Raw genomic sequence first — 18,965 nt, 5'->3', positions numbered from 1 at the left:
GCCGCTCCTCGGCGAGGCTGCGGTAGAGGCCGATCGGGGTGATGCCGTCCGCGAGCGCCGTCGTGGTCGCGGAGCACCTCCGTCCGCGTTGCTCAGCGGGCGGCGAGGGCTTCGAGGACGCGCTCCAGGGAGGTGCCGAGGCCCCAGCGGGTGGAGAGGTGCTCCAGCGTCATCGGGTCGAGGGGCTCGTGGGGGAGGGCCGGGTCGAAGTCGGGGAGCGGGGCGTCGGTGGCGACGCGGACGACGGTGGGGGCGACGTCGAGGTAGCCGGCGGCCTCGAGGATGTTCTTGCGGCGGGCGGGCGTCAGCTTGGAGAAGGGATCGGCGGCGGCGGCCCGGATGGCGGCGAGGTCGCCGTACTCGTTGATCAGTTGGGCGGCGGTCTTCTCGCCGACGCCCTTGACCCCGGGCAGGCCGTCGGACGGGTCCCCGCGCAGGGCGGCCAGGTCGGCGTACTGGGCGCCGCGCACGCCGTACTTCTCCAGCAGCACCGCGTCGTCGGTGACCTGGAGGTTGCCCATGCCCTTGACCGGGTAAAGCACGGTGATCTGCCGGGCGTCGTCGACGAGTTGGAAGAGGTCGCGGTCGCCGGTGACGATCTGCACCGGGCCGTCGGCGCGGGCGGTGAGGGTGCCGATGACGTCGTCCGCCTCGTAGCCGGGGGAGCCGACCCGGGCGATGCCGAGGGCGTCGAGCACCTGCTCGATCACCGGGACCTGCGGGGCCAGCGTGTCCGGCACCTCCTCCTCGCCGTCCTCGGCGTCCTTGGCGAGCCGGTGGGTCTTGTACGAGGGGACGAGGTCCACCCGCCACTGCGGGCGCCAGTCGGCGTCCATGCAGGCCACCAGCCGGTCGGGGCGGTGGTCCTGGACCAGCCGGGCGATGAAGTCCAGCAGGCCCCGGACGGCGTTCACCGGCTCGCCCTGCGGTGAGCGCAGGGTGTCCGGGACACCGAAGTAGGCGCGGAAGTACAGGCTGGCGGAGTCGAGCAGCATCAGTCGCGGTGCGGTCACGCCTCAGATCATGCCGCACCGCGCTGACGAAGACCCGGTTCTCAGTGCTCGTGCGGTCCGGCGCGGTGCACCGGGCCGTGGGCGTCGGCGCAGTGCTCGGCGGTCGGGTCGCCCGGGGCGGCGATCTGCAGCAGTGCGCCCGCCTCGTCCTCGCCGACGTGGTCGACCTGGAGGGTGCTGTGGGTGATCCCGTACTCGTCGGCCAGCCGGCGCTGGAGCTGGCGCCGGACCGCGTGGCAGTCGCCGCCGGGGGTGACCAGGATGTGCGCCGACAGGGCCGGCTGGTTGGAGGTGATCTCCCAGATGTGCAGGTCGTGGATCTCCTCGACCAGCGGTTCGGCGACCAGCCGGTCGGCCACCGCGTCCGGGTCGATCCCGGCGGGGGCGGCCTCCAGGAAGATCCGGCCGGAGTCGCGGACCAGCCCGATGCCGGCCTTGAGCATCAGCACGACGACGATCAGCGAGGCGATCGCGTCGGCCCGGGCGAAGCCGGTGGTCAGCACGACCAGGCCGGCGACGGCGGTGGCGATGAAGGCGTACAGGTCGGTGAGCACGTGCTGGAAGGCGCCCTCGACGTTCAGCGAGCTGCGGTTGGCCTTCGACATGCACCAGGTGGCGGCGAGGTTGACGACGATCCCGACCAGCGCGGTGATCAGCACCAGTGAGCCGGTGACCTCGGGCGGCTCGATCAGCCGGAACACCGCCTCGTAGCCCAGCCACGCGGACAGCACCAGCAGCGTCACGCCGTTGGCCTGGGCGGAGAGGATCTCGGCGCGCTTGAGCCCGTAGGTGTAGCCGCCGCGGGCGGGCCGGGCGGCGAGCCGCATCGCGACCAGTGCCAGCACGATGGAGGCGGCGTCGGTCAGCATGTGCGCCGCGTCGGAGATCAGGGCCAGCGACTGGGCGGCGAAGCCGACGGCGACCTCGCCGGCCATGAAGACGACGATCAGGGCGAGGGCGCTGAGCAGCCAGCGGCGGTCGGCGTCCGCGGCGACGCCGTGCGAGTGGCCGCCGTGGCCTCCGTGGCCGTGCGCGTGGCCCTTCCCCTGATCGTGCCCGTGGCGCTGCGAGTGCTGGTGGTCATGCGCATGATCATCTTGCGAATGCTCGTGCCTGGCCATCGACGTCCTCTCCGGGCGCACGGGGTGCGATCGCGGGGCGCGATCGCCCCGCACTCGAAGTGAACCGCAGAATCGACAAAGATCCAAAGGCTGTACTGGTGACCGTTGTCGTTGCCGTTCGAACCGGCCGGGCGGCCGAGGCGGTGGCGCCCGGCCCCGGCTCGGCGGCGCCGCCCGGTGGCCGCGGCCCGAAGGCGTTCGGCCGCCGGCCCGGCCGCTCAGCCCACCGCGTCCAGCGCCGCCGCGGTGGCGGCCCGGACGAGCGCCGACATCACCCGCAGGTCGTCCCCCTGCTCCGGGTGCCACTGCACGCCCAGCGTGAAGCCCGGCCCCTCCACCGCCTCCACCGTGCCGTCCGGCGCGAGCGCGCTCACCCGCAGGCCCGACCCCAGCCGGCCCACCGCCTGGTGGTGGAAGGACGGCACCTCGAGTTCGGTCTCCGGGAGCAGCCCGCCCAGCAGCGTCCCGGGCACCGGCCGCACCACGTGGGCGCCGTAGACCCCGGGCGAGCCCGCGTGCACGTCCACGTCCAGCACGTCCGGCAGGTGCTGCAGCAGCGTGCCGCCGCAGACCACGTTGAGCACCTGCATCCCCCGGCAGATCCCCAGCACCGGCATCCCCGCCGCCATCGCCCCCCGGAGCAGCGCGACCTCCCAGACGTCGCGTTCCGGCGAGTCCACCGCCGTCAGCGGGTGCGCCGGTTCGCCGTAGTACGCCGGGTCGATGTCCGGGCCGCCGGCGACGACCAGGGCGTCCAGCCGGGCGAGCACCTCGGAGGCGCGTTCGGGGGCGTCGGGCGGCAGGAGCACGGCGATGCCGCCGGAGTTCTGGACGTACGCCGTGTACCGCTCCGGCAGGAGGGCGACCCGGCGTCCCCGCCAGTCGTTCCAACTCGCGTCCACCAGGTAGGTGCTGACACCGATCAAAGGCCTGCGATCCATGGCGCGCATTCTCCTCCCGTACCGTCTGATCCCTCGTCAACCACGCATATCGGCGCGCCACACCTGCCCGCCCTCTTCCGCGCCGTGAGCCGCAGGCCGTACGGTTCGCTGTGACCGGTTGAACTCGAAGAGTGATCGAGGAGGAGGGTGCCGTCATGCCCGAGAACGCCGCCGCGGGCTCACCGCCCCGGCCGCCGCTGACCCTGGACGAGCTGCGCACCCTGGTGGACGCCGGCGAGGTGCACACCGTCGCGCTGTCGTTCACCGACATGCAGGGGCGTCTGCAGGGCAAACGGTTCGCCGCCCGGTTCTTCCTCGACGAGGTCGCCGAGACGGGCGCCGAGGCCTGCGACTACCTGCTGGCCGTGGACGTGGACATGAACACCGTGGACGGCTACGCCTTCTCGTCCTGGGCCACCGGCTACGGCGACTTCGCGATGCGCCCCGACCTCGGCACCCTGCGGCTCGTGCCGTGGCAGCCCGGCACCGCGCAGGTCACCGCCGACCTGGCCCGGCACGGCGGGCACCCGGTGGACGCCGCGCCGCGCCAGCTGCTGCGCCGGCAGATCGCCCGGCTCGCCGAGTACGGGCTGGCCGCCGACATCGGCACCGAACTGGAGTTCCTGGTCTTCCGCGACACCTACGAACAGGCCTGGCTCGGCGGCTACCGCGGCCTGACCCCGGCCAACCTCTACAACGTGGACTACTCGATGCTGGGCACCGCCCGGATCGAGCCGCTGCTGTCCCGGATCCGCAACGAGATGGCCGGTGCCGGGCTGACCGTCGAGTCCGCCAAGGGCGAGTGCAACCTCGGCCAGCACGAGATCGCCTTCCGGTACGCCGACGCCCTCACCACCTGCGACCAGCACAGCGTCTACAAGACCGGAGCCAAGGAGATCGCCGCCCAGCAGGGCTGCGCCCTCACCTTCATGGCCAAGTACGACGAGCGCGAGGGCAACAGCTGCCACATCCACCTGTCGCTGCGCGACGCGGTGGGCGCCCCGGCCTTCGCCGACCGGGACGGCCGGATGACCGACACCATGCGGCACTTCCTGGCCGGTCAGCTCGTCGCCCTGCGGGAGTTCAGCCTGCTGTACGCGCCCAACATCAACTCCTACAAGCGCTACCGCCCCGGCTCCTTCGCCCCGACCGCCGTCGCCTGGGGCCGGGACAACCGCACCTGCGCCTACCGGGTGGTCGGCCACGGCCCGGGACTGCGGATGGAGAACCGGGTGCCCGGCGGCGACGTCAACCCGTACCTCGCGGTGGCCGGGATGATCGCGGCCGGCCTGCACGGCCTCCAGCGCAAGCTGGACCTGCCCGCGCCCTGCCTGGGCAACGCCTACGCGGTGGAGGAGTACGCCCGGGTGCCCGGATCCCTGCGCGAGGCGGCGGGGCTGTGGGCCGAGAGCGAACTGGCCCGGGAGGCCTTCGGCGACGACGTGGTCGAGCACTACCTGAACATGGCCCGGGTCGAGCAGGCCGCCTACGACGGGGCCGTCACCGACTGGGAGCGCTACCGGTCCTTCGAACGGATGTGAGCGCTCGGCCGCACGCGCCGCGCCGCGCCACCGAGAACGAGAAGTCCAGGCACACGTCCGTGTCCGCGTCCACAGCGAGGAGCAGCACCCGATGACCGAGAAGCCCGGGAAGGACGAGGCGGTCTGCCGCCGCCTGGCCGGCCGCACCGCCGTGGTCACCGGCGCGGGCAGCGGCATCGGGCTGGCGGCCGCGCGCCGGCTCGCCTCCGAGGGCGCGAGGGTGGTCTGCGCGGACCTGGACGAGGAGACCGGGCGGGCGGCCGCCAGGGAGGTCGGCGGGCTGTTCGTGCACACCGACGTCACCGACCCGTACATGGTCGAGGCGCTGTTCGACGAGGCGTACGAGACCTACGGCAGTGTGGACGTCGCCTTCAACAACGCGGGCATCTCGCCGCCGGAGGACGACTCGATCCTGACCACCGGCCTGGACGCCTGGCGCAGGGTCCAGGAGGTCAACCTGACCTCGGTCTACCTGTGCTGCAGGGCCGCGCTGCCGTACATGCGCCGGCACGGGCGGGGTTCGATCATCAACACCGCGAGCTTCGTGGCCCGGATGGGCGCGGCGACCTCGCAGATCTCGTACACCGCCTCCAAGGGCGGGGTGCTGGCGATGTCCCGCGAGCTGGGCGTGCAGTTCGCCCGGGAGGGGATCCGGGTGAACGCGCTCTCGCCCGGGCCGGTGGACACCCCGCTGCTGCGCGAGCTGTTCGCCCGGGATCCGGAACGGGCGGCCCGCCGGCTGGTGCACATCCCACTCGGCCGCTTCGCCCGGGCCGAGGAGATCGCCGCCGCGGTGGCCTTCCTGGCGAGCGACGACTCCTCGTTCATCACCGCGAGCGAGTTCCTGGTGGACGGCGGCATCTCCGGGGCGTACGTCACGCCGCTGTAGGACCGGCGGGAAGTGCGGGAGGTGCCGGAACCCACGGGCAGCCCGGGCGCCGGGGCCGCCGGTGCTTCTCACCGTAATCTCATCGAAAACCGCGGGAATTCGCGGCTGCGCTGATTTCGCGTTTATCCGGCTGCCTTTACATTCTCTGGTGTGAGCGAGCAGATTCCAGCCGGGTGGTACCCGGACCCGAAGGACACCACCAGCGACCCGAGACCGCAGCGGTGGTGGGACGGCAGGGGCTGGACGGCCGACACCCGGCCCGCACCCTCGGACGCGCCGCAGCCGGAGGCCCCGGCCGCCGCGGCTCCGGGGCCGGGCGCGGCCGAGCGGCCCACGGTGCTGGAGGGCGAGGTCCTGGAGGGCGGCCCGACGGTCCGCTACCCGGAGCCTCCGCCCTTCGGCACCGCCTACGGTGCCGTCGGTGAGCCCGCGAAGGCGCCGCGCCGGGCCTGGCGCAAGCCCTCCAGGCTGGTGGTGGCGACGGCCGTCGCCGCCCTGCTCGGTCTGGGAGCCGGCTCGGGCATCACCTACCTGGCGATGGACGGCCACGGCAAGGACCGCAGCCAGCGCAGCGCCCGGCAGCTGCCGGCGCCCGACGGCGGCGGCCCGTTCGGCGGCCTTCCCGGCTTCGGCGGCGGCAGTGGCAATGGCAATGGCAACGGCGGCAGCGGAGGCGGGGGCAACGGCGGCGGCAAGTCCCGGCCGGGCGCCGGCAAGGCGCTCGACCTGGTGAACAAGCTCACCCTGCCCGTCCCCGCCGGCTGGCAGGCCGACCAGACCCCCGACGGCTACGCGGCGATCACCATCGGCTCGTACACCTGCCCGGACGGCACCGGCCAGTGCACCCTCGGCGGGGTGACCACCGGCCGGATCGACGGCGGCGGCACCGACGTCCAGGCGGCGGCCAAGGCGGACATCGAGAAGGCCGCCAAGGAGGCGTACGGGGACAGCACCGGGCACCAGGAGCTCAAGTCCGAGGCCGTCAAGGTCGACGGGCAGGACGGCTACCTGGTCCGCTGGAAGGTGAACGCGGCGAAGGGCAACAGCGGCTACGTGCAGACCGTGGTCTTCCCGTCCTCGGACGGCAAGTCGCTGGTCTCGGTGCACTTCGGCTTCGACATCGCCGACAAGGCGCCGGACGTCGCCGTGATGGACACCATCGTCAAGGGCATCGCCGACTACAAGGGCAAGCTGCCGACCGTCCCCGGCATCCCCGGCCTCCCGGGGATGCCGGGCGGCGGCTCGGGCGGCACCGGCGGCTCGGGCGGCGCGGGCAGCCCCGACGGTTCGGGGACCGAGACCACCTGAGCCCCCGCTCCTCACGCCGCGAGCGGCCCACCCGGGAGCACCCCCTCCCGGGTGGGCCGCCGTCGTTCGGCCCCTCGCGTCGACGCGGCCACGGGACCGGACCGGACGGGGGTGGACCGGCCCGGCCCCGCTTCCGGCGTCAGGAGTCGCGTCGAACAGCCTCGACGCGACGGCGCCGGAGCACCATGCCCGCCCAGCCGACGCCGAGCGCCGCGGCGCCGGCCAGCAGCAGCGGACCGGTGGCCGAGGTGCCGGCCACGGCCGCCGAGGTGGTCGGCAGCGGCTGGCCGGCGGGGGCGTTCGGGTCACCGCCGTGGCCGTGGTGGGCGACCGTGGACCTGGGCGCGTCGGCGGCGATCTGCGCGTCGCTGGGCGCGGCCGGGGCGGCGAGCGAGGAGACGGCCGGGGCCCCGGCGGCCTTGGGCGTGCCGAAGTCGACGTCCGAGCAGCTGTAGAACGCCTCGGGGCTGTCACTGCGCTGCCAGATCATGTAGAGCAGTTGGCGCCCGGTGCGCTGCGGCAGGGTGCCGGAGTAGGTGTAGTAGCCGTTGGCGGCGGTGCGGTCGACCTGCACCCGGGCCACCGGAGTCGGGTCGAGGTCCGACCACTTCAGCGGCTTGGTCGGGTCGTACCCCGCCTTGGTGATGTAGACGGTCTGGGTGCCGACGTGCGGTGCGGTGGTGCGGAACTGGAAGGCGAAGGCGCCCGCGCTGACCGGGGTGGCCGGCCAGTCGGTGCGCGGCCAGTCCAGCGCCGCGTACTTGTCGCGGTTGGCGGAGCAGAGCTTCCCGTCCGGGATCAGGGCCTGGTGGTTGCCGGCCGCGTTCGCGATGTTGACCTCGTTCCAGTCGTACAGCGGCTGGGTGCCGCTCGCGGCGACGAGGTCCTTGCAGACCTGGGAGACCGGGTGCTCGGGGCCCTCGGCGTAGCAGGCGGCGATCCGGCTGACGGGGTTGGTCATCGTGCCGTGGGCGTGGGCGGTGCCGGCGGTGGTCGCGGCCACCGCGAGCACCGCGGCACCGACCACGCCGGCGGACAGGACACTGTGCTTGATGGACATGGGGTGGGGCTCCTCGGCCGTCGTTCCGGGCGGGTGTGGGGGAGAGCGGACACGCCTGCCCGTCCGGGGACCGCCGGCCCGGACCGCGGGCCCCGGCCAGAGCGTAGGATTGGTCTGGACCAGATGGCAATAGCCGTGCGTGACACGCTCGTTGACGGATCGTAGGGCGCCGGGCAGCGCAAAGGCCCGAGAGGACACCGGAATTAGGTGTCCCCTCGGGCCCGCTTAAGGCTGCCGAAAGACCGGCCGGCGCCCGGAGGCCCGGAACCGGTCAGAGGAAGGTCTTCCCCTCGCCCCGGTAGGTCGGCACCGTCCGGACGATCCGGTCCCCCTCGATCAGGTGCAACTCCGCGAAGCGCTCGCACAGTTCGCCCGCCTTCGCGTGCCGGAACCAGACCCGGTCGCCGATCAGCAGGTCGTCCGCCGCGGAGCCGAGCAGTGGGGTCTGCACCTCGCCCGCGCCCTCCATCGGGTCGTAACGCAGCCCCGGCGGCAGGTACGGCACCGGCGAGCGGTCCGGGCCGGCCGCGCCGGACGCCGGGTAGCCCCCGCCGAGCACCGTCACCACGCCGACCCCCGGGCGGCGCACCACCGGCTGGCCGAACAGCGCGGCCGGACGGCCCCGGAAGGCGCGGTAGTTGTCGAACAGCTGCGGCTGGTACAGCCCCGATCCGGCCGCCACCTCGGTGACGGCCCGCTCGGCCGCGGTGGACTCCACGCTGCCGGTGCCCCCGCCGTTCACGAACTCCAGCTCGGCGACCTGCCGCAGCCGGCGGACCACCGCCGCGCGCCGCTCGACCAGCTCCGCCCGGGCCCGGTCCTGCATCAGCCGGATCAGCCGGGAGCGCACCGGCCGGCCCGGCACCCGGTCCCCCACCCCGGCGATGTGCCCCTCGTACGCCATCAGTCCGACCACCCGGAAGCCCGGGCGGCGCTGGACGAGCTCGGCGAAGGCGCCGAGGTCCTCCGGGGTGCGCAGGGGTGAGCGCCGCGCGCCCACCCGGACCCGCCCGCCGAGCAGGTGCAGGGCGGTGTCGAGTTCCAGGCAGACCCGCACCTCGGCGTCGCCGGAGCGGGCCTTGTCGATCAGGTCCAGCTGGGCCGGGTCGTCCAGCACGACGGTGATCCCGCGGGCCAGCTCCGGGTCGGCGGTCAGCTCGGCGTAGCCGTCCCGGTCGGCGGAGGGGTAGGCGAGCAGGATGTCGCGCACGCCGGTGCGGGCCAGCCAGAGCGACTCGTCGAGGGTGAAGGTCATCACCCCGAGGAACCCGTCCACGGCCAGCGCCCGTTCCAGCAGGGCCCGGCAGCGCAGCGACTTGCTGGCGACCCGGATCGGCTTCCCGCCGGCCCGGCGCACCAGGTCGGCGGCGTTGGCGTCGAAGGCGGCGAGGTCCACCACGGCCACCGGCCCGTCCAGGTGGGCGGTGGCCCGGTCGTACCGGTGGCGGTCGGAGACCGGGGCGGGAGCGGGAGCGTCGAGCATCACCATGGCCGCAGGGTGCCACAGCGCGCTACCGGTGGGTAGGGGTGCGGGCGCACCGGAACCGCGCGGGCCGGGGCGCGGAGCGCGGTCGGGTGCCGCGGGGGTGAGGGCGCTGGTCTCCGGCTTCACCGCCCGGGAGCGCGGCCGGGCGCCGGGGCCGTGCAGCGGAATGCGGCCGCGGGCCCGCGGTGGCATAGGGTCGGCCGGGTGGACCGCGAAGACTTCCCCAACCCGGCGTTCGTCGGCAAGAGCATCCCGAATCCCGGCTTCTCCGACGACGACGGCACGGCGGACCCGGCGCTGACCGCGGCCCTCGCCCGCTGGTCGCAGGACCGCACGGCCGAGCCCGAGGTGCTGGCGGCGCTGACCCCGACCCGCTTGATGGTCCCGATCGTGGCCCTGCTCGGCGAGGTCGAGGTGGACGAGCACGGACACCGGCACGACAAGAGCAGCGACATGGCCGTCCCGGTGCTGGAGGCCCCGGACGGGCGCCGGGCGCTGCCGGCCTTCACCTCGCTGGAGACGCTCGCCCGCTGGCGCGCCGACGCCCGCCCGGCGCCGACGGCCGCCCCGCAGGCCGCCATGGTGGCCTTCTCGGAGCGCGCCGACACCCTGCTGGTCGACCCCGCCGGGCCGGTGCCCTTCCTGCTGACCGGTGCCCGGCTGCGGGCGCTCGCGGAGAACCGCCCGTACCTGCCGCCGGTGGCGGACCCGGAGGTGCGCGAGGCGGTCCGGGCGCTACTGGCGGCCGAGCCGCAGGTGGTCAGCGGGCTGCTGGCGCCCTCGGAGGACTCGGACGGGGTGCTCGCCGTGGTGTTCGACCCGGCGCTGGACCGGACGGGCCTGCAGGCGGCCGCGCAGCGCCTCGGCCGGGCGGTGGCGGGGGACCCGGTGCTGCGGGTGCGGCTGGACCGCGGGCTGGACCTCGCGGTGCTCCCGGCGAGCGCGCAACTGCCGGGGGAGGCGCTGTACCGGCGGTAGAACCGAGGTGCCCAGCGAAAGGGCCGCCCACCGGGGGGCGGCCCTTCGGACCGGTCTCAGGAGTAGACGGGCCCGGTGAACTTCTCGCCCGGCCCCGCGCCCGGCGCGTCCGGGACGAGCGAGGCCTCGCGGAAGGCCAGCTGGAGCGAGCGCAGGCCGTCCCGCAGCGGGGCCGCGTGGAAGTTGCTGATCTCCGGGGCACCGGCGGTGACCAGCCCGGCGAGCGCGGTGATCAGCTTGCGGGCCTCGTCCAGGTCCTTGTCCTTCTCGCCGCCCTCGGCGAGGCCGCACTTGACCGCGGCCGCGCTCATCAGGTGGACGGCGACGGTGGTGATCACCTCGACGGCCGGGACCTCGGCGATGTCGCGGGTGAGGTCGTCGAAGCCGATCGCGTCGTCGTCCGCGCCGGGGTGCTGAGTGGGCTCGCTGCTCAAGGGGGGCTCGTTCCTTCGTGCCGAGTGGGTACAGGTGGAGCGTACAAGGGGCCCGTCACGTACGGAGCGGGCACCGTGGCGGGGCCCCGTGACGCGCGGAGCGGGCGCCGGGGCGGGGCGGAATAGCGTTCGACCTCCCGGCGCTGTATGCTTCGAGACTGACCGGCCGGGATCCCGCATGGGCCCCCGGCCAGCAAGTGGAGGCTCCACTGCAAGGAGGCCCGAGAGGGCAACCGCGAAAGTCTCCCACCTGATCGGCCTCGCGGTCGACGGGTCCGGTCCGCGACGGGCGCCACGGCGCCGAGTCGCCCGCAGCGCCCCTCACCGGGCGCAGCCCCCGGTTGTGTGGAGCCCCGCTTGTACCGAGCGGGGCTTTTTTCGTGTCGCGGTGCAGGTGCCGGAAGGCGCCGGGCAGCGCAGCTCGAATGAAGCCCCGCCCAGTGGTCGAGTCCACTACGTGCGACCGCCGTCCGACGGCCGCATCGCAGAAGGTGCAACCGAGGAGGCCCCATCAGCACCGAGCCCCGCATCAACGACCGGATTCGCGTTCCGGAGGTGCGACTCGTCGGTCCCAGCGGCGAGCAGGTCGGCATCGTGCCGCTTGCCAAGGCGCTGGAGCTCGCGCAGGAGTACGACCTCGACCTGGTCGAGGTCGCGGCGACCGCCCGGCCGCCGGTGTGCAAGCTCATGGACTACGGCAAGTTCAAGTACGAGTCGGCCATGAAGGCCCGTGAGGCGCGCAAGAACCAGGCGCACACGGTCATCAAGGAGATGAAGCTCCGGCCGAAGATCGACCCGCACGACTATGACACCAAGAAGGGTCACGTCGTCCGGTTCCTCAAGCAGGGCGACAAGGTCAAGATCACGATCATGTTCCGCGGTCGTGAGCAGTCCCGCCCCGAGCTGGGCTTCCGTCTGCTGCAGCGGCTCGCCGACGACGTCCAGGACCTGGGCTTCGTCGAGTCCTCGCCGAAGCAGGACGGCCGAAACATGATCATGGTTCTTGGCCCGCACAAGAAGAAGACCGAGGCGATGGCCGAGGCCCGCGCCCTCGCGGACGCCCGCAAGGCCGAGCGGCAGGGCCGGACCTCCGGCTCCGACGCCGCCGCCGCGGACGAGGACGCCGCGACCGAGGTGCAGGACGCCCCGGCCGAGGCCCAGGCCCCCGAGGCCGAGGCTCCGGCCGAGCAGCCGGCCGCCCCCCAGGGCGCCTGAGCCGCGAGGCTCACGGCAGTCCGGGGTTCGGCCCCCGAGTGACAGGGCGTCCCGCCCGGTCACGAAGATCCATCCAGTTCACGCCCGCGCGGCCCAGGTCGCGCGGGTGTGGACGGGACCGACGAGGAGATACGGCGAAATGCCGAAGCAGAAGACGCACAGTGGCGCCAGCAAGCGCTTCAAGATCAGTGGCTCTGGCAAGGTGCTGCGCGAGCGCGCCGGTCGCCGCCACCTCCTGGAGCACAAGCCCTCGACGCTGACCCGCAAGCTGGCCGGGACCGTCGAGATGGCCCCCGCTGACGCCAAGAAGATCAAGAAGCTTCTCGGCAAGTGATCGCCCTCCCGCCCGGCGCGAGCCGGCGCGGGCAGCTGATCCTTCCCGACCCATTCGAATGACGGACCACGTGAAGTAGTCCGTGGTCCAACCCAAGGAGTAATCAAGTGGCACGCGTCAAGCGGGCAGTCAACGCCCACAAGAAGCGCCGGGTCATCCTGGAGCGCGCCAGCGGCTACCGCGGCCAGCGCTCGCGCCTGTACCGCAAGGCCAAGGAGCAGGTCACCCACTCGCTGGTCTACAACTTCAACGACCGCAAGAAGCGCAAGGGCGACTTCCGTCAGCTGTGGATCCAGCGCATCAACGCTGCGGCCCGTGCCAACGGCATCACCTACAACCGCTTCGTGCAGGGCCTGAAGGCCGCCAGCGTCGAGATCGACCGCAAGATGCTGGCCGACCTGGCCGTCAACGACCCGGGTGCGTTCGCCTCCCTGGTCGAGGTCGCCCAGAAGGCGCTGCCGGCCGACGTGAACGCCCCGAAGGCCGCCGCGGACGCCGCCTGATCTTCCGAGATCGGTTGAGCTCTGACCGGACCCGCAGGCTGTCCTGCGGGTCCGGTTCTGCGTTTCCCGCCCGCGCCTCCGCATTTCCGCCTGCGCCGCCGCCCCGGTTCCCCGTCCCGCACGCAGCGCACCCCGCCACAGAGAACGAGACCATGCCGAGCACCGACACCCCCCTGCTCACCTCCCTGCGCTCGCCGCGCGTCGTCGCCGCCCGCCGGCTGGCCAAGCGCAACCAGCGCACCAAGGAGCGCCGCTTCCTGGCCGAGGGCCCGCAGGCCGTGCGGGAGGCCGTCGCCTTCGGCCGGCTCCCGGGGACGGCCGAGCACGTGGTGGTCGAGGTGTACGTGGGCCTGGAGGCCGCCGAGCGGCACGCCGACATCGTCGACGCAGCCCTCGCCGAAGGGCTGCCGGTGCTGACCGCCACCGACGAGGTGATCGCCGGGCTCTGCGACACGGTGACCCCGCAGGGCATCGTGGCGCTCTGCCGCTTCATCGACACCCCGTTCGCCGAGGTGCTCGAAGCCCGGCCCAAGCTGGTGGCGATCCTCGCCCACGTGCGCGATCCCGGGAACGCCGGCACGGTGCTGCGCACCGCCGACGCGGCCGGCGCGGACGCTGTGGTGCTCACCGACGCCTCGGTGGACCTCTACAACCCGAAGGCCGTCCGGGCCTCCGTCGGCAGCCTGTTCCACCTGCCGGTGGCCGTCGGCGTGCCGGTCGAGGAGGCGGTCGGGAAGCTGCGCGAGGCCGGGATCCGGGTGCTCGCCGCGGACGGCGCGGGCGACCGCGACCTGGACCAGGAGCTCGACGAGGGCACCCTGGGCGCCCCCGGCGCGTGGGTGTTCGGCAACGAGGCGTGGGGGCTCCCGGAGGAGACCCGCGCGCTCACCGACGAGGTCGTGCGCGTCCCGATCCACGGGCATGCCGAGAGCCTCAACCTGGCCACCGCGGCGGCCGTCTGCCTGTACGCCTCGGCCCGGGCGCAGCGCTCGCCCGGCGGCTGCCGCTCGAACAGCTGACACCCGCCCCGGGGCACGCCCGGATCACCACGCTGCAAGCCCTACTGCGTGGGCCTGCGAGGCGCTATGGTCTGCCTCGGTGGGGGGAACGGCACGGTGGGTAATCGGGGAGGCAACCCATGGTCGGCAGCGGGCCAGAGCTCGACCCGGACGACCTGCCGGACGGCCTGGTGGTCGCCGACGCGCTGGGCCGGGTGGTCTGCTTCAACCGGGCCGCGGCCCGGCTCACCGGCGTGCTCCCGGAGGCCGCGCTCGGCAGCGCCCTGGAGGACGCCCTGCCGCTGGAGGACCTGGACGGCCGCCGCTGGTGGCAGCTGACCGACCCGTACGGCGGCCTGGCCACCCGCACCCGCCAGCCGGAGCGCAACCTGCTGCTGCCCGGCGGCCGCGAGGTGCTGGTCTCCGCCCGGTACGTCCGCGCCGCGCCGTGCGGGCCGCTGCAGCGGCTGGTGATCGCCCTGCGCGGCACCGAGGCCCGGCGCCGCACCGAGCGCAGCCACGCCGAGCTGATCGCCACCGTCGCGCACGAGCTGCGCTCCCCGCTGACCAGCGTCAAGGGCTTCACCGCCACCCTGCTGGCCAAGTGGGAGCGGTTCACCGACGGCCAGAAGCGCCTGATGCTCGAGACGGTGGACGCCGACGCCGACCGGGTCACCCGGCTGATCGCCGAGCTGCTGGACATCTCCCGGATCGACTCCGGGCGGCTGGAGCTGCGCAAGCAGGTGGTGGACCTCGCGGCCGCGGTGCGCCGGCACGTCGAGCGGAAGGTCGCCACCGGCATCCCCGAGGAGCGGTTCGACGTCCGGATCGGCGAGCCGCTGACCGTGCTCTGGGCCGATCCGGACAAGGTCGACCAGGTGCTGGCCAACCTGCTGGAAAACGCGGTGCGCCACGGCGAGGGAACTGTCACGATCGAGGTGGCACCGGCCAAGGAGGTCGTCGAGGCGCCCGTCTGGGAGCGCTCCGGCACCCCGCCCCGCATCGTGGAAGGCACAGCGGTCACCGTGAGCGACGAAGGAAGCGGCATCCCCGAGGAGTCGATGCCGCGCGTCTTCACCCGCTTCTGGCGGGGCTCCAAGCGCGGTGGCACCGGCCTGGGCCTCTACATCGTCAAGGGCATCGTGGAGGCCCACGGCGGCTCGATCAGGGTCGACCGCGCGCCCGGCGGCGGCGCCCGGTTCCGATTTATCCTGCCCGCCGGGGTGCCCGACTTCATGCTCTGACGGAGCACGAGCCACCAGCAGGGCCTGCTGGAAGTCGGTCCCGGACGGGCTTGACGGCAGCCGCGCTACGCGCTGCGACTACACTCGACCTTTGGCGTTGCGCAACGCCCTGTGCGGCTGTGCCGCGGACACCTCTCCCCGTTGACACGGAGATCGGCTGTGCCCGCGCCCCGGCCCCGCCGGGCGTGACGCGAAGGCGAGCCCACACACCTGAGCACGGACGAGCAGGAGCACGGGAAAGATAGAGATGTCGGCACCCAACAAGTCGTACGACCCGGTCGAGGTCGAGGCCCTCAAGCCCGAGGTGGTGGAGCAGGCGCGGGACGAGGCGATCGCCGCCTTCGCCGCCGCCGGCACCCTGGACGAGCTGAAGCAGGCCAAGGTCGCCCACACCGGCGACCGCTCCGCGCTCTCGCTCGCCAACCGCGAGATCGGCGCCCTTCCGCCGCACGCCAAGGCAGCCGCCGGCAAGCTGATCGGCCAGGCCCGCGGCGCCGTCAACCAGGCGCTCGCCAAGCGGCAGGCCGAGCTGGAGGCGGAGCGGGACGCCCGCGTGCTGGTCGAGGAGGCGGTGGACGTCACGCTGCCGTACGACCGCACCCCGCGCGGCGCCCGGCACCCGCTGACCACGCTGGCCGAGCGCATCGAGGACACCTTCGTCGCGATGGGCTACCAGGTCGCCGAGGGCCCCGAGGTCGAGGCGGAGTGGCTCAACTTCGACGCCCTCAACCTGCACGAGGACCACCCGGCCCGCTCGATGCAGGACACGTTCTGGGTCCAGGCCCCGGACGGCTCCGCCGACTCCGGCGTCGTGCTGCGCACCCAGACCTCCCCGGTGCAGATCCGCACCATGCTCGACCGCGAGCCCCCGCTGTACGCGATCAGCCCCGGCCGGGTCTACCGGACCGACGAGCTGGACGCTACCCACACCCCGGTGTTCCGCCAGGTCGAGGGCCTCGCCGTCGACGAGGGCATCACCTTCGCCGACCTCAAGGGCACCATCGAGGTGCTGGTCGAGAAGCTGATCGGCGGCGGCCTGGAGCTGCGCTGGCGCCCGTCGTACTTCCCGTTCACCGAGCCGAGCGCCGAGATCGACCTGCAGTGCTTCGTGTGCCGCGGCGAGAGCGTCGGCAACCCGGACCGCCCGTGCCGCACCTGCTCCTCCGAGGGCTGGATCGAGCTCGGCGGCTGCGGCGTCGTCAACCCGCGGGTGCTGGTCGCCTGCGGCGTGGACCCGAACCGCTACAGCGGGTTCGCCTTCGGCCTGGGCCTGGAGCGGATCCTGATGAATCGTCACAACGTCGCGGACATGCGCGACATGGTCGAGGGTGACGTGCGCTTCACCCTCCCGTTCGGGATGGAGATCTGATGCGCGTCCCGCTTTCCTGGCTGCGCGAGTACGTCGATCTGCCGGCCGGCGAGACCGGCCGTGACGTGGCCGAGCGCCTGGTCCGGGCCGGCCTGGAGGTCGAGACCGTCGAGCAGCTCGGCGCCGACCTCAAGGGCCCCCTGGTGGTCGGCGAGGTGCTCTCCATCGAGGAGCTGTCCGGCTTCAAGAAGCCGATCCGGCACTGCTTCGTCAACGTCGGCGACGCCAACGGCACCGGTGAGCCGCAGGAGATCGTCTGCGGCGCGACCAACTTCGCCGTCGGCGACAAGGTCGTGGTCGTGCTCCCGGGCGCGGTGCTGCCCGGCCCGTTCCCGATCTCGGCCCGCAAGACCTACGGCCACACCTCGGCCGGCATGATCTGCTCCGCCCGCGAGCTGGGCATGGGCGACGACCACAACGGCATCATCGTGCTCCCGCCCGAGTACGAGCCCGGCACCGACGCCATCGAGCTGCTCCAGCTGGTCGACGAGGTGCTGGACATCGCCGTCACCCCGGACCGCGGCTACTGCCTGTCCATGCGCGGCGTGGCCCGTGAGGCCGCCACCGCGTACGGGCTGCCGCTGGCCGACCCGGCACTGCTCGACGTGCCGCCGGCCAACTCCTTCGGCTACCTGGTCAAGGTCAACGACCAGGCCGGCTGCGACCGCTTCGTGGCCCGGACGGTCGTCGGCGTCGACCCGAACGCGAAGTCCCCGATCTGGCTGCAGCGCCGCCTGCAGAAGGCGGGCATCCGTCCGATCTCGCTGGCCGTCGACATCACCAACTACGTGATGCTCGAGGTCGGCCAGCCGCTGCACGCCTACGACAAGCAGCGCGTGGACGGCCCGATCACGGTCCGCCGGGCGGAGCAGGGCGAGACCCTCACCACCCTGGACGGCGTGGAGCGCAAGCTCGCCGCCGAGGACCTGCTGATCTGCGACAACAGCGGCCCGATCGGGCTGGCCGGCGTCATGGGCGGCGCCTCCACCGAGATCCTCGACCCGGCCGCGGGCCCGGGCACCACCGAGGTGATCATCGAGGCGGCGCACTTCGACCCGGTGTCCATCGCCCGCACCGCCAAGCGGCACAAGCTGCCCTCCGAGGCGTCCAAGCGCTTCGAGCGCGGCGTCGACCCGGAGGCCGCCCGCGCCGCCGCGCAGCGCGCCGTCGACCTGCTGGTGCTGATCGCCGGCGGCACCGCCGAGGCCGGGGTCACCGACATCGCCGCCCCGCACCCGGTGCGCACCATCACCATCGCCGCCGACCTGCCCGACCGGGTCGCCGGCACCGAGTACGGTCGCGAGACCGTCACCCGGCGCCTCCAGGAGATCGGCTGCTCCGTCTCGGGCGCCGACGTCCTCGAGGTCACCCCGCCCACCTGGCGGCCCGACCTCACCGACCCGTACGACCTCGCCGAGGAGGTCATCCGGCTGGAGGGCTACGACAACGTCCCCGCCCGGATGCCCAACGTGCCGCCGGGCAAGGGCCTGACCGAGGCGCAGCGGGTCCACCGCCGGATCGGCGTGGCGCTGGCCGGAGCGGGCTACGTCGAGGTCAACAACTACCCGTTCCTCGCCGAGGCCGCCTTCGAGGCGCTCGGCCTGGAGCCGGACGACCGGCGCCGCCGCACGGTGAAGCTGGTCAACCCGCTCAACGACGAGGAGCCGGCGCTGCGCACCACGCTGCTGCCGGGCCTGCTCGGCGCGCTGCGGCGCAACGTCGGCCGGGGCAACACCGACCTGGCGGTCTTCGAGACCGGCACCGTCTTCCTGCCCAAGGACGAGCTGACCGTGGCCCCGCGCCCGGCCGTCGACCACCGGCCCAGCGACGAGGAGCTGGCCGCGCTGGACGCCGCGCTGCCGGACCAGCCGCGCCGGGTCGCCGTCGCCCTCGCGGGTGAGCGGCTGCCCTCCGGCTGGTGGGGCAAGGGCGCCCAGGCCTCCTGGGCGGACGCGGTCGAGGCCGCCCGTACGGTGGCCCGCGCGGCCGGCGTGGAGCTGACCGTCCGCCAGGACCAGCGCGCACCCTGGCACCCGGGCCGCTGCGCGGCCCTGGTCGTGGCCGGCACCGACCGGGTGGTCGGGCACGCGGGCGAGCTGCACCCGCGGGTGGTCAAGGCGCTCGGGCTGCCGGCCCGCACCGCGGCCATGGAGCTCGACGTCGACCTGTTGACCGCGGACGGCGTCCGCAAGGTCGAGGGCCCGGTGGTCTCCGGGTTCCCGGTGGCCACCCAGGACGTCGCGCTGGTGGTCGACGCCGCCGTCCCGGCCGCCGAGGTGGAGGCCGCGCTGCGCGCGGGCGCGGGCGAACTGCTGGAGGCCATCCGGCTGTTCGACGTGTTCACCGGCGAGCAGATCGGCGAGGGCAAGAAGTCGCTGGCCTACGCGCTGCGCTTCCGCGCCACCGACCGCACGCTGACCGCCGACGAGGCCACCGCCGCCCGCGAGGCGGCCGTCGCCGAGGCCGTCAGCCGCACCGGCGCCGTGCTGCGCGGCGCCTGACGCCGGCACACCGCTGGGCCCGAGGGGCCC

Annotated in this window: 17 protein-coding genes; 11 read left to right on the top strand and 6 right to left on the bottom strand. The window is 73.6% G+C overall.

The window, feature by feature from the left end:
* Nucleotides 1-92: 92 nt before the first annotated feature.
* The 3 genes from ABT247_RS21420 to ABT247_RS21410 all read right to left on the bottom strand — a co-directional run bounded on the left by ABT247_RS21420 (nt 93) and on the right by ABT247_RS21410 (nt 3,075).
* Nucleotides 93-995 carry a 5'-3' exonuclease gene (locus tag ABT247_RS21420; protein WP_350744473.1) on the bottom strand — a complete coding sequence of 301 codons (903 nt, stop codon included), beginning with the start codon at nt 993-995 and terminating at the stop codon, nt 93-95.
* Nucleotides 996-1,054: 59 nt separating this feature from the next.
* A complete protein-coding gene (locus ABT247_RS21415) occupies nt 1,055-2,134 on the bottom strand; it encodes a cation diffusion facilitator family transporter (protein ID WP_350744469.1) in 1,080 nt (359 codons plus the stop codon).
* Nucleotides 2,135-2,352: 218 nt separating this feature from the next.
* A complete protein-coding gene (locus tag ABT247_RS21410; protein WP_350744467.1) occupies nt 2,353-3,075 on the bottom strand; it encodes a gamma-glutamyl-gamma-aminobutyrate hydrolase family protein in 723 nt (240 codons plus the stop codon).
* Nucleotides 3,076-3,230: 155 nt separating this feature from the next.
* Here ABT247_RS21410 and ABT247_RS21405 point away from each other — a divergent pair, with 155 nt between their 5' ends.
* From ABT247_RS21405 to ABT247_RS21395, 3 genes are all read left to right on the top strand, one after another.
* Entirely contained in the window at nt 3,231-4,616 is a 1,386-nt protein-coding gene (locus tag ABT247_RS21405) for a glutamine synthetase family protein (RefSeq protein ID WP_350744465.1), read from the top strand.
* Between the two features lie 91 nt (nt 4,617-4,707).
* Entirely contained in the window at nt 4,708-5,505 is a 798-nt protein-coding gene (locus tag ABT247_RS21400; protein ID WP_350744463.1) for a 3-oxoacyl-ACP reductase, read from the top strand.
* Nucleotides 5,506-5,655: 150 nt separating this feature from the next.
* Nucleotides 5,656-6,813: a DUF2510 domain-containing protein gene (locus tag ABT247_RS21395; RefSeq protein ID WP_350744461.1), complete on the top strand. Its 1,158-nt coding sequence runs from the start codon at nt 5,656-5,658 to the stop codon at nt 6,811-6,813.
* Nucleotides 6,814-6,952: 139 nt separating this feature from the next.
* On the opposite strand, the gene ABT247_RS21390 is transcribed toward ABT247_RS21395, so the two are convergent.
* The gene (locus ABT247_RS21390) at nt 6,953-7,873 is read right to left on the bottom strand and encodes a lytic polysaccharide monooxygenase auxiliary activity family 9 protein (RefSeq protein WP_350744459.1); all 921 of its coding nucleotides are present in this window, start codon (nt 7,871-7,873) and stop codon (nt 6,953-6,955) included.
* A 271-nt stretch (nt 7,874-8,144) separates the two neighbouring features.
* The gene (locus tag ABT247_RS21385; RefSeq protein ID WP_350744457.1) at nt 8,145-9,362 is read right to left on the bottom strand and encodes an amino acid deaminase/aldolase; all 1,218 of its coding nucleotides are present in this window, start codon (nt 9,360-9,362) and stop codon (nt 8,145-8,147) included.
* A 201-nt stretch (nt 9,363-9,563) separates the two neighbouring features.
* On the opposite strand from ABT247_RS21385, the gene ABT247_RS21380 reads away from it, so the two are divergent.
* Nucleotides 9,564-10,337 (top strand): SseB family protein, encoded by a 774-nt coding sequence (locus ABT247_RS21380; protein WP_350744455.1) that lies wholly within the window; start codon nt 9,564-9,566, stop codon nt 10,335-10,337.
* 56 nt (nt 10,338-10,393) lie between these two features.
* Here the strand turns inward: ABT247_RS21380 and ABT247_RS21375 are convergent, their stop codons facing one another.
* Nucleotides 10,394-10,771, bottom strand: coding sequence for a DUF1844 domain-containing protein (locus ABT247_RS21375; RefSeq protein ID WP_350744453.1), 378 nt, complete (start codon nt 10,769-10,771; stop codon nt 10,394-10,396).
* Nucleotides 10,772-11,281: 510 nt separating this feature from the next.
* On the opposite strand from ABT247_RS21375, the gene infC reads away from it, so the two are divergent.
* From infC to pheT, 7 genes are all read left to right on the top strand, one after another.
* Nucleotides 11,282-11,986 carry a translation initiation factor IF-3 gene (gene infC / locus ABT247_RS21370; RefSeq protein ID WP_350744471.1) on the top strand — a complete coding sequence of 235 codons (705 nt, stop codon included), beginning with the start codon at nt 11,282-11,284 and terminating at the stop codon, nt 11,984-11,986.
* A 139-nt stretch (nt 11,987-12,125) separates the two neighbouring features.
* Nucleotides 12,126-12,320 carry a 50S ribosomal protein L35 gene (rpmI, locus tag ABT247_RS21365; RefSeq protein ID WP_030286227.1) on the top strand — a complete coding sequence of 65 codons (195 nt, stop codon included), beginning with the start codon at nt 12,126-12,128 and terminating at the stop codon, nt 12,318-12,320.
* 107 nt (nt 12,321-12,427) lie between these two features.
* Complete coding sequence (rplT, locus tag ABT247_RS21360; protein WP_030055649.1) at nt 12,428-12,823, top strand: 50S ribosomal protein L20; 396 nt, start codon at nt 12,428-12,430, stop codon at nt 12,821-12,823.
* Between the two features lie 152 nt (nt 12,824-12,975).
* The gene (locus ABT247_RS21355) at nt 12,976-13,842 is read left to right on the top strand and encodes a TrmH family RNA methyltransferase (protein WP_350744452.1); all 867 of its coding nucleotides are present in this window, start codon (nt 12,976-12,978) and stop codon (nt 13,840-13,842) included.
* A gap of 119 nt (nt 13,843-13,961) precedes the next feature.
* Nucleotides 13,962-15,065 (top strand): sensor histidine kinase, encoded by a 1,104-nt coding sequence (locus tag ABT247_RS21350; RefSeq protein ID WP_350744450.1) that lies wholly within the window; start codon nt 13,962-13,964, stop codon nt 15,063-15,065.
* 247 nt (nt 15,066-15,312) lie between these two features.
* Nucleotides 15,313-16,434, top strand: coding sequence for a phenylalanine--tRNA ligase subunit alpha (gene pheS, locus ABT247_RS21345; RefSeq protein WP_350744448.1), 1,122 nt, complete (start codon nt 15,313-15,315; stop codon nt 16,432-16,434).
* The gene (gene pheT / locus ABT247_RS21340; RefSeq protein WP_350744447.1) at nt 16,434-18,935 is read left to right on the top strand and encodes a phenylalanine--tRNA ligase subunit beta; all 2,502 of its coding nucleotides are present in this window, start codon (nt 16,434-16,436) and stop codon (nt 18,933-18,935) included. Before pheS ends, pheT begins: the two co-directional genes overlap by 1 nt.
* Nucleotides 18,936-18,965: the final 30 nt, after the last annotated feature.

The organism is Kitasatospora sp. NPDC001539, assembly GCF_040298565.1.
Classification (GTDB): Bacteria; Actinomycetota; Actinomycetes; order Streptomycetales; family Streptomycetaceae; genus Kitasatospora.
This window is presented reverse-complemented; position numbering and strand designations above follow the sequence as displayed.

Coding starts and splice junctions, on each gene's coding strand:
- pheS (WP_350744448.1), top strand. CDS start 15,313: ATGTCGGCACCCAACAAGTCGTACGACCCGGTCGAGGTCGAGGCCCTC.
- ABT247_RS21350 (WP_350744450.1), top strand. CDS start 13,962: ATGGTCGGCAGCGGGCCAGAGCTCGACCCGGACGACCTGCCGGACGGC.
- ABT247_RS21405 (WP_350744465.1), top strand. CDS start 3,231: ATGCCCGAGAACGCCGCCGCGGGCTCACCGCCCCGGCCGCCGCTGACC.
- ABT247_RS21385 (WP_350744457.1), bottom strand. CDS start 9,362: ATGGTGATGCTCGACGCTCCCGCTCCCGCCCCGGTCTCCGACCGCCAC.
- ABT247_RS21415 (WP_350744469.1), bottom strand. CDS start 2,134: ATGGCCAGGCACGAGCATTCGCAAGATGATCATGCGCATGACCACCAG.
- ABT247_RS21355 (WP_350744452.1), top strand. CDS start 12,976: ATGCCGAGCACCGACACCCCCCTGCTCACCTCCCTGCGCTCGCCGCGC.
- rpmI (WP_030286227.1), top strand. CDS start 12,126: ATGCCGAAGCAGAAGACGCACAGTGGCGCCAGCAAGCGCTTCAAGATC.
- ABT247_RS21410 (WP_350744467.1), bottom strand. CDS start 3,075: ATGGATCGCAGGCCTTTGATCGGTGTCAGCACCTACCTGGTGGACGCG.
- pheT (WP_350744447.1), top strand. CDS start 16,434: ATGCGCGTCCCGCTTTCCTGGCTGCGCGAGTACGTCGATCTGCCGGCC.
- ABT247_RS21400 (WP_350744463.1), top strand. CDS start 4,708: ATGACCGAGAAGCCCGGGAAGGACGAGGCGGTCTGCCGCCGCCTGGCC.
- ABT247_RS21390 (WP_350744459.1), bottom strand. CDS start 7,873: ATGTCCATCAAGCACAGTGTCCTGTCCGCCGGCGTGGTCGGTGCCGCG.
- ABT247_RS21420 (WP_350744473.1), bottom strand. CDS start 995: ATGCTGCTCGACTCCGCCAGCCTGTACTTCCGCGCCTACTTCGGTGTC.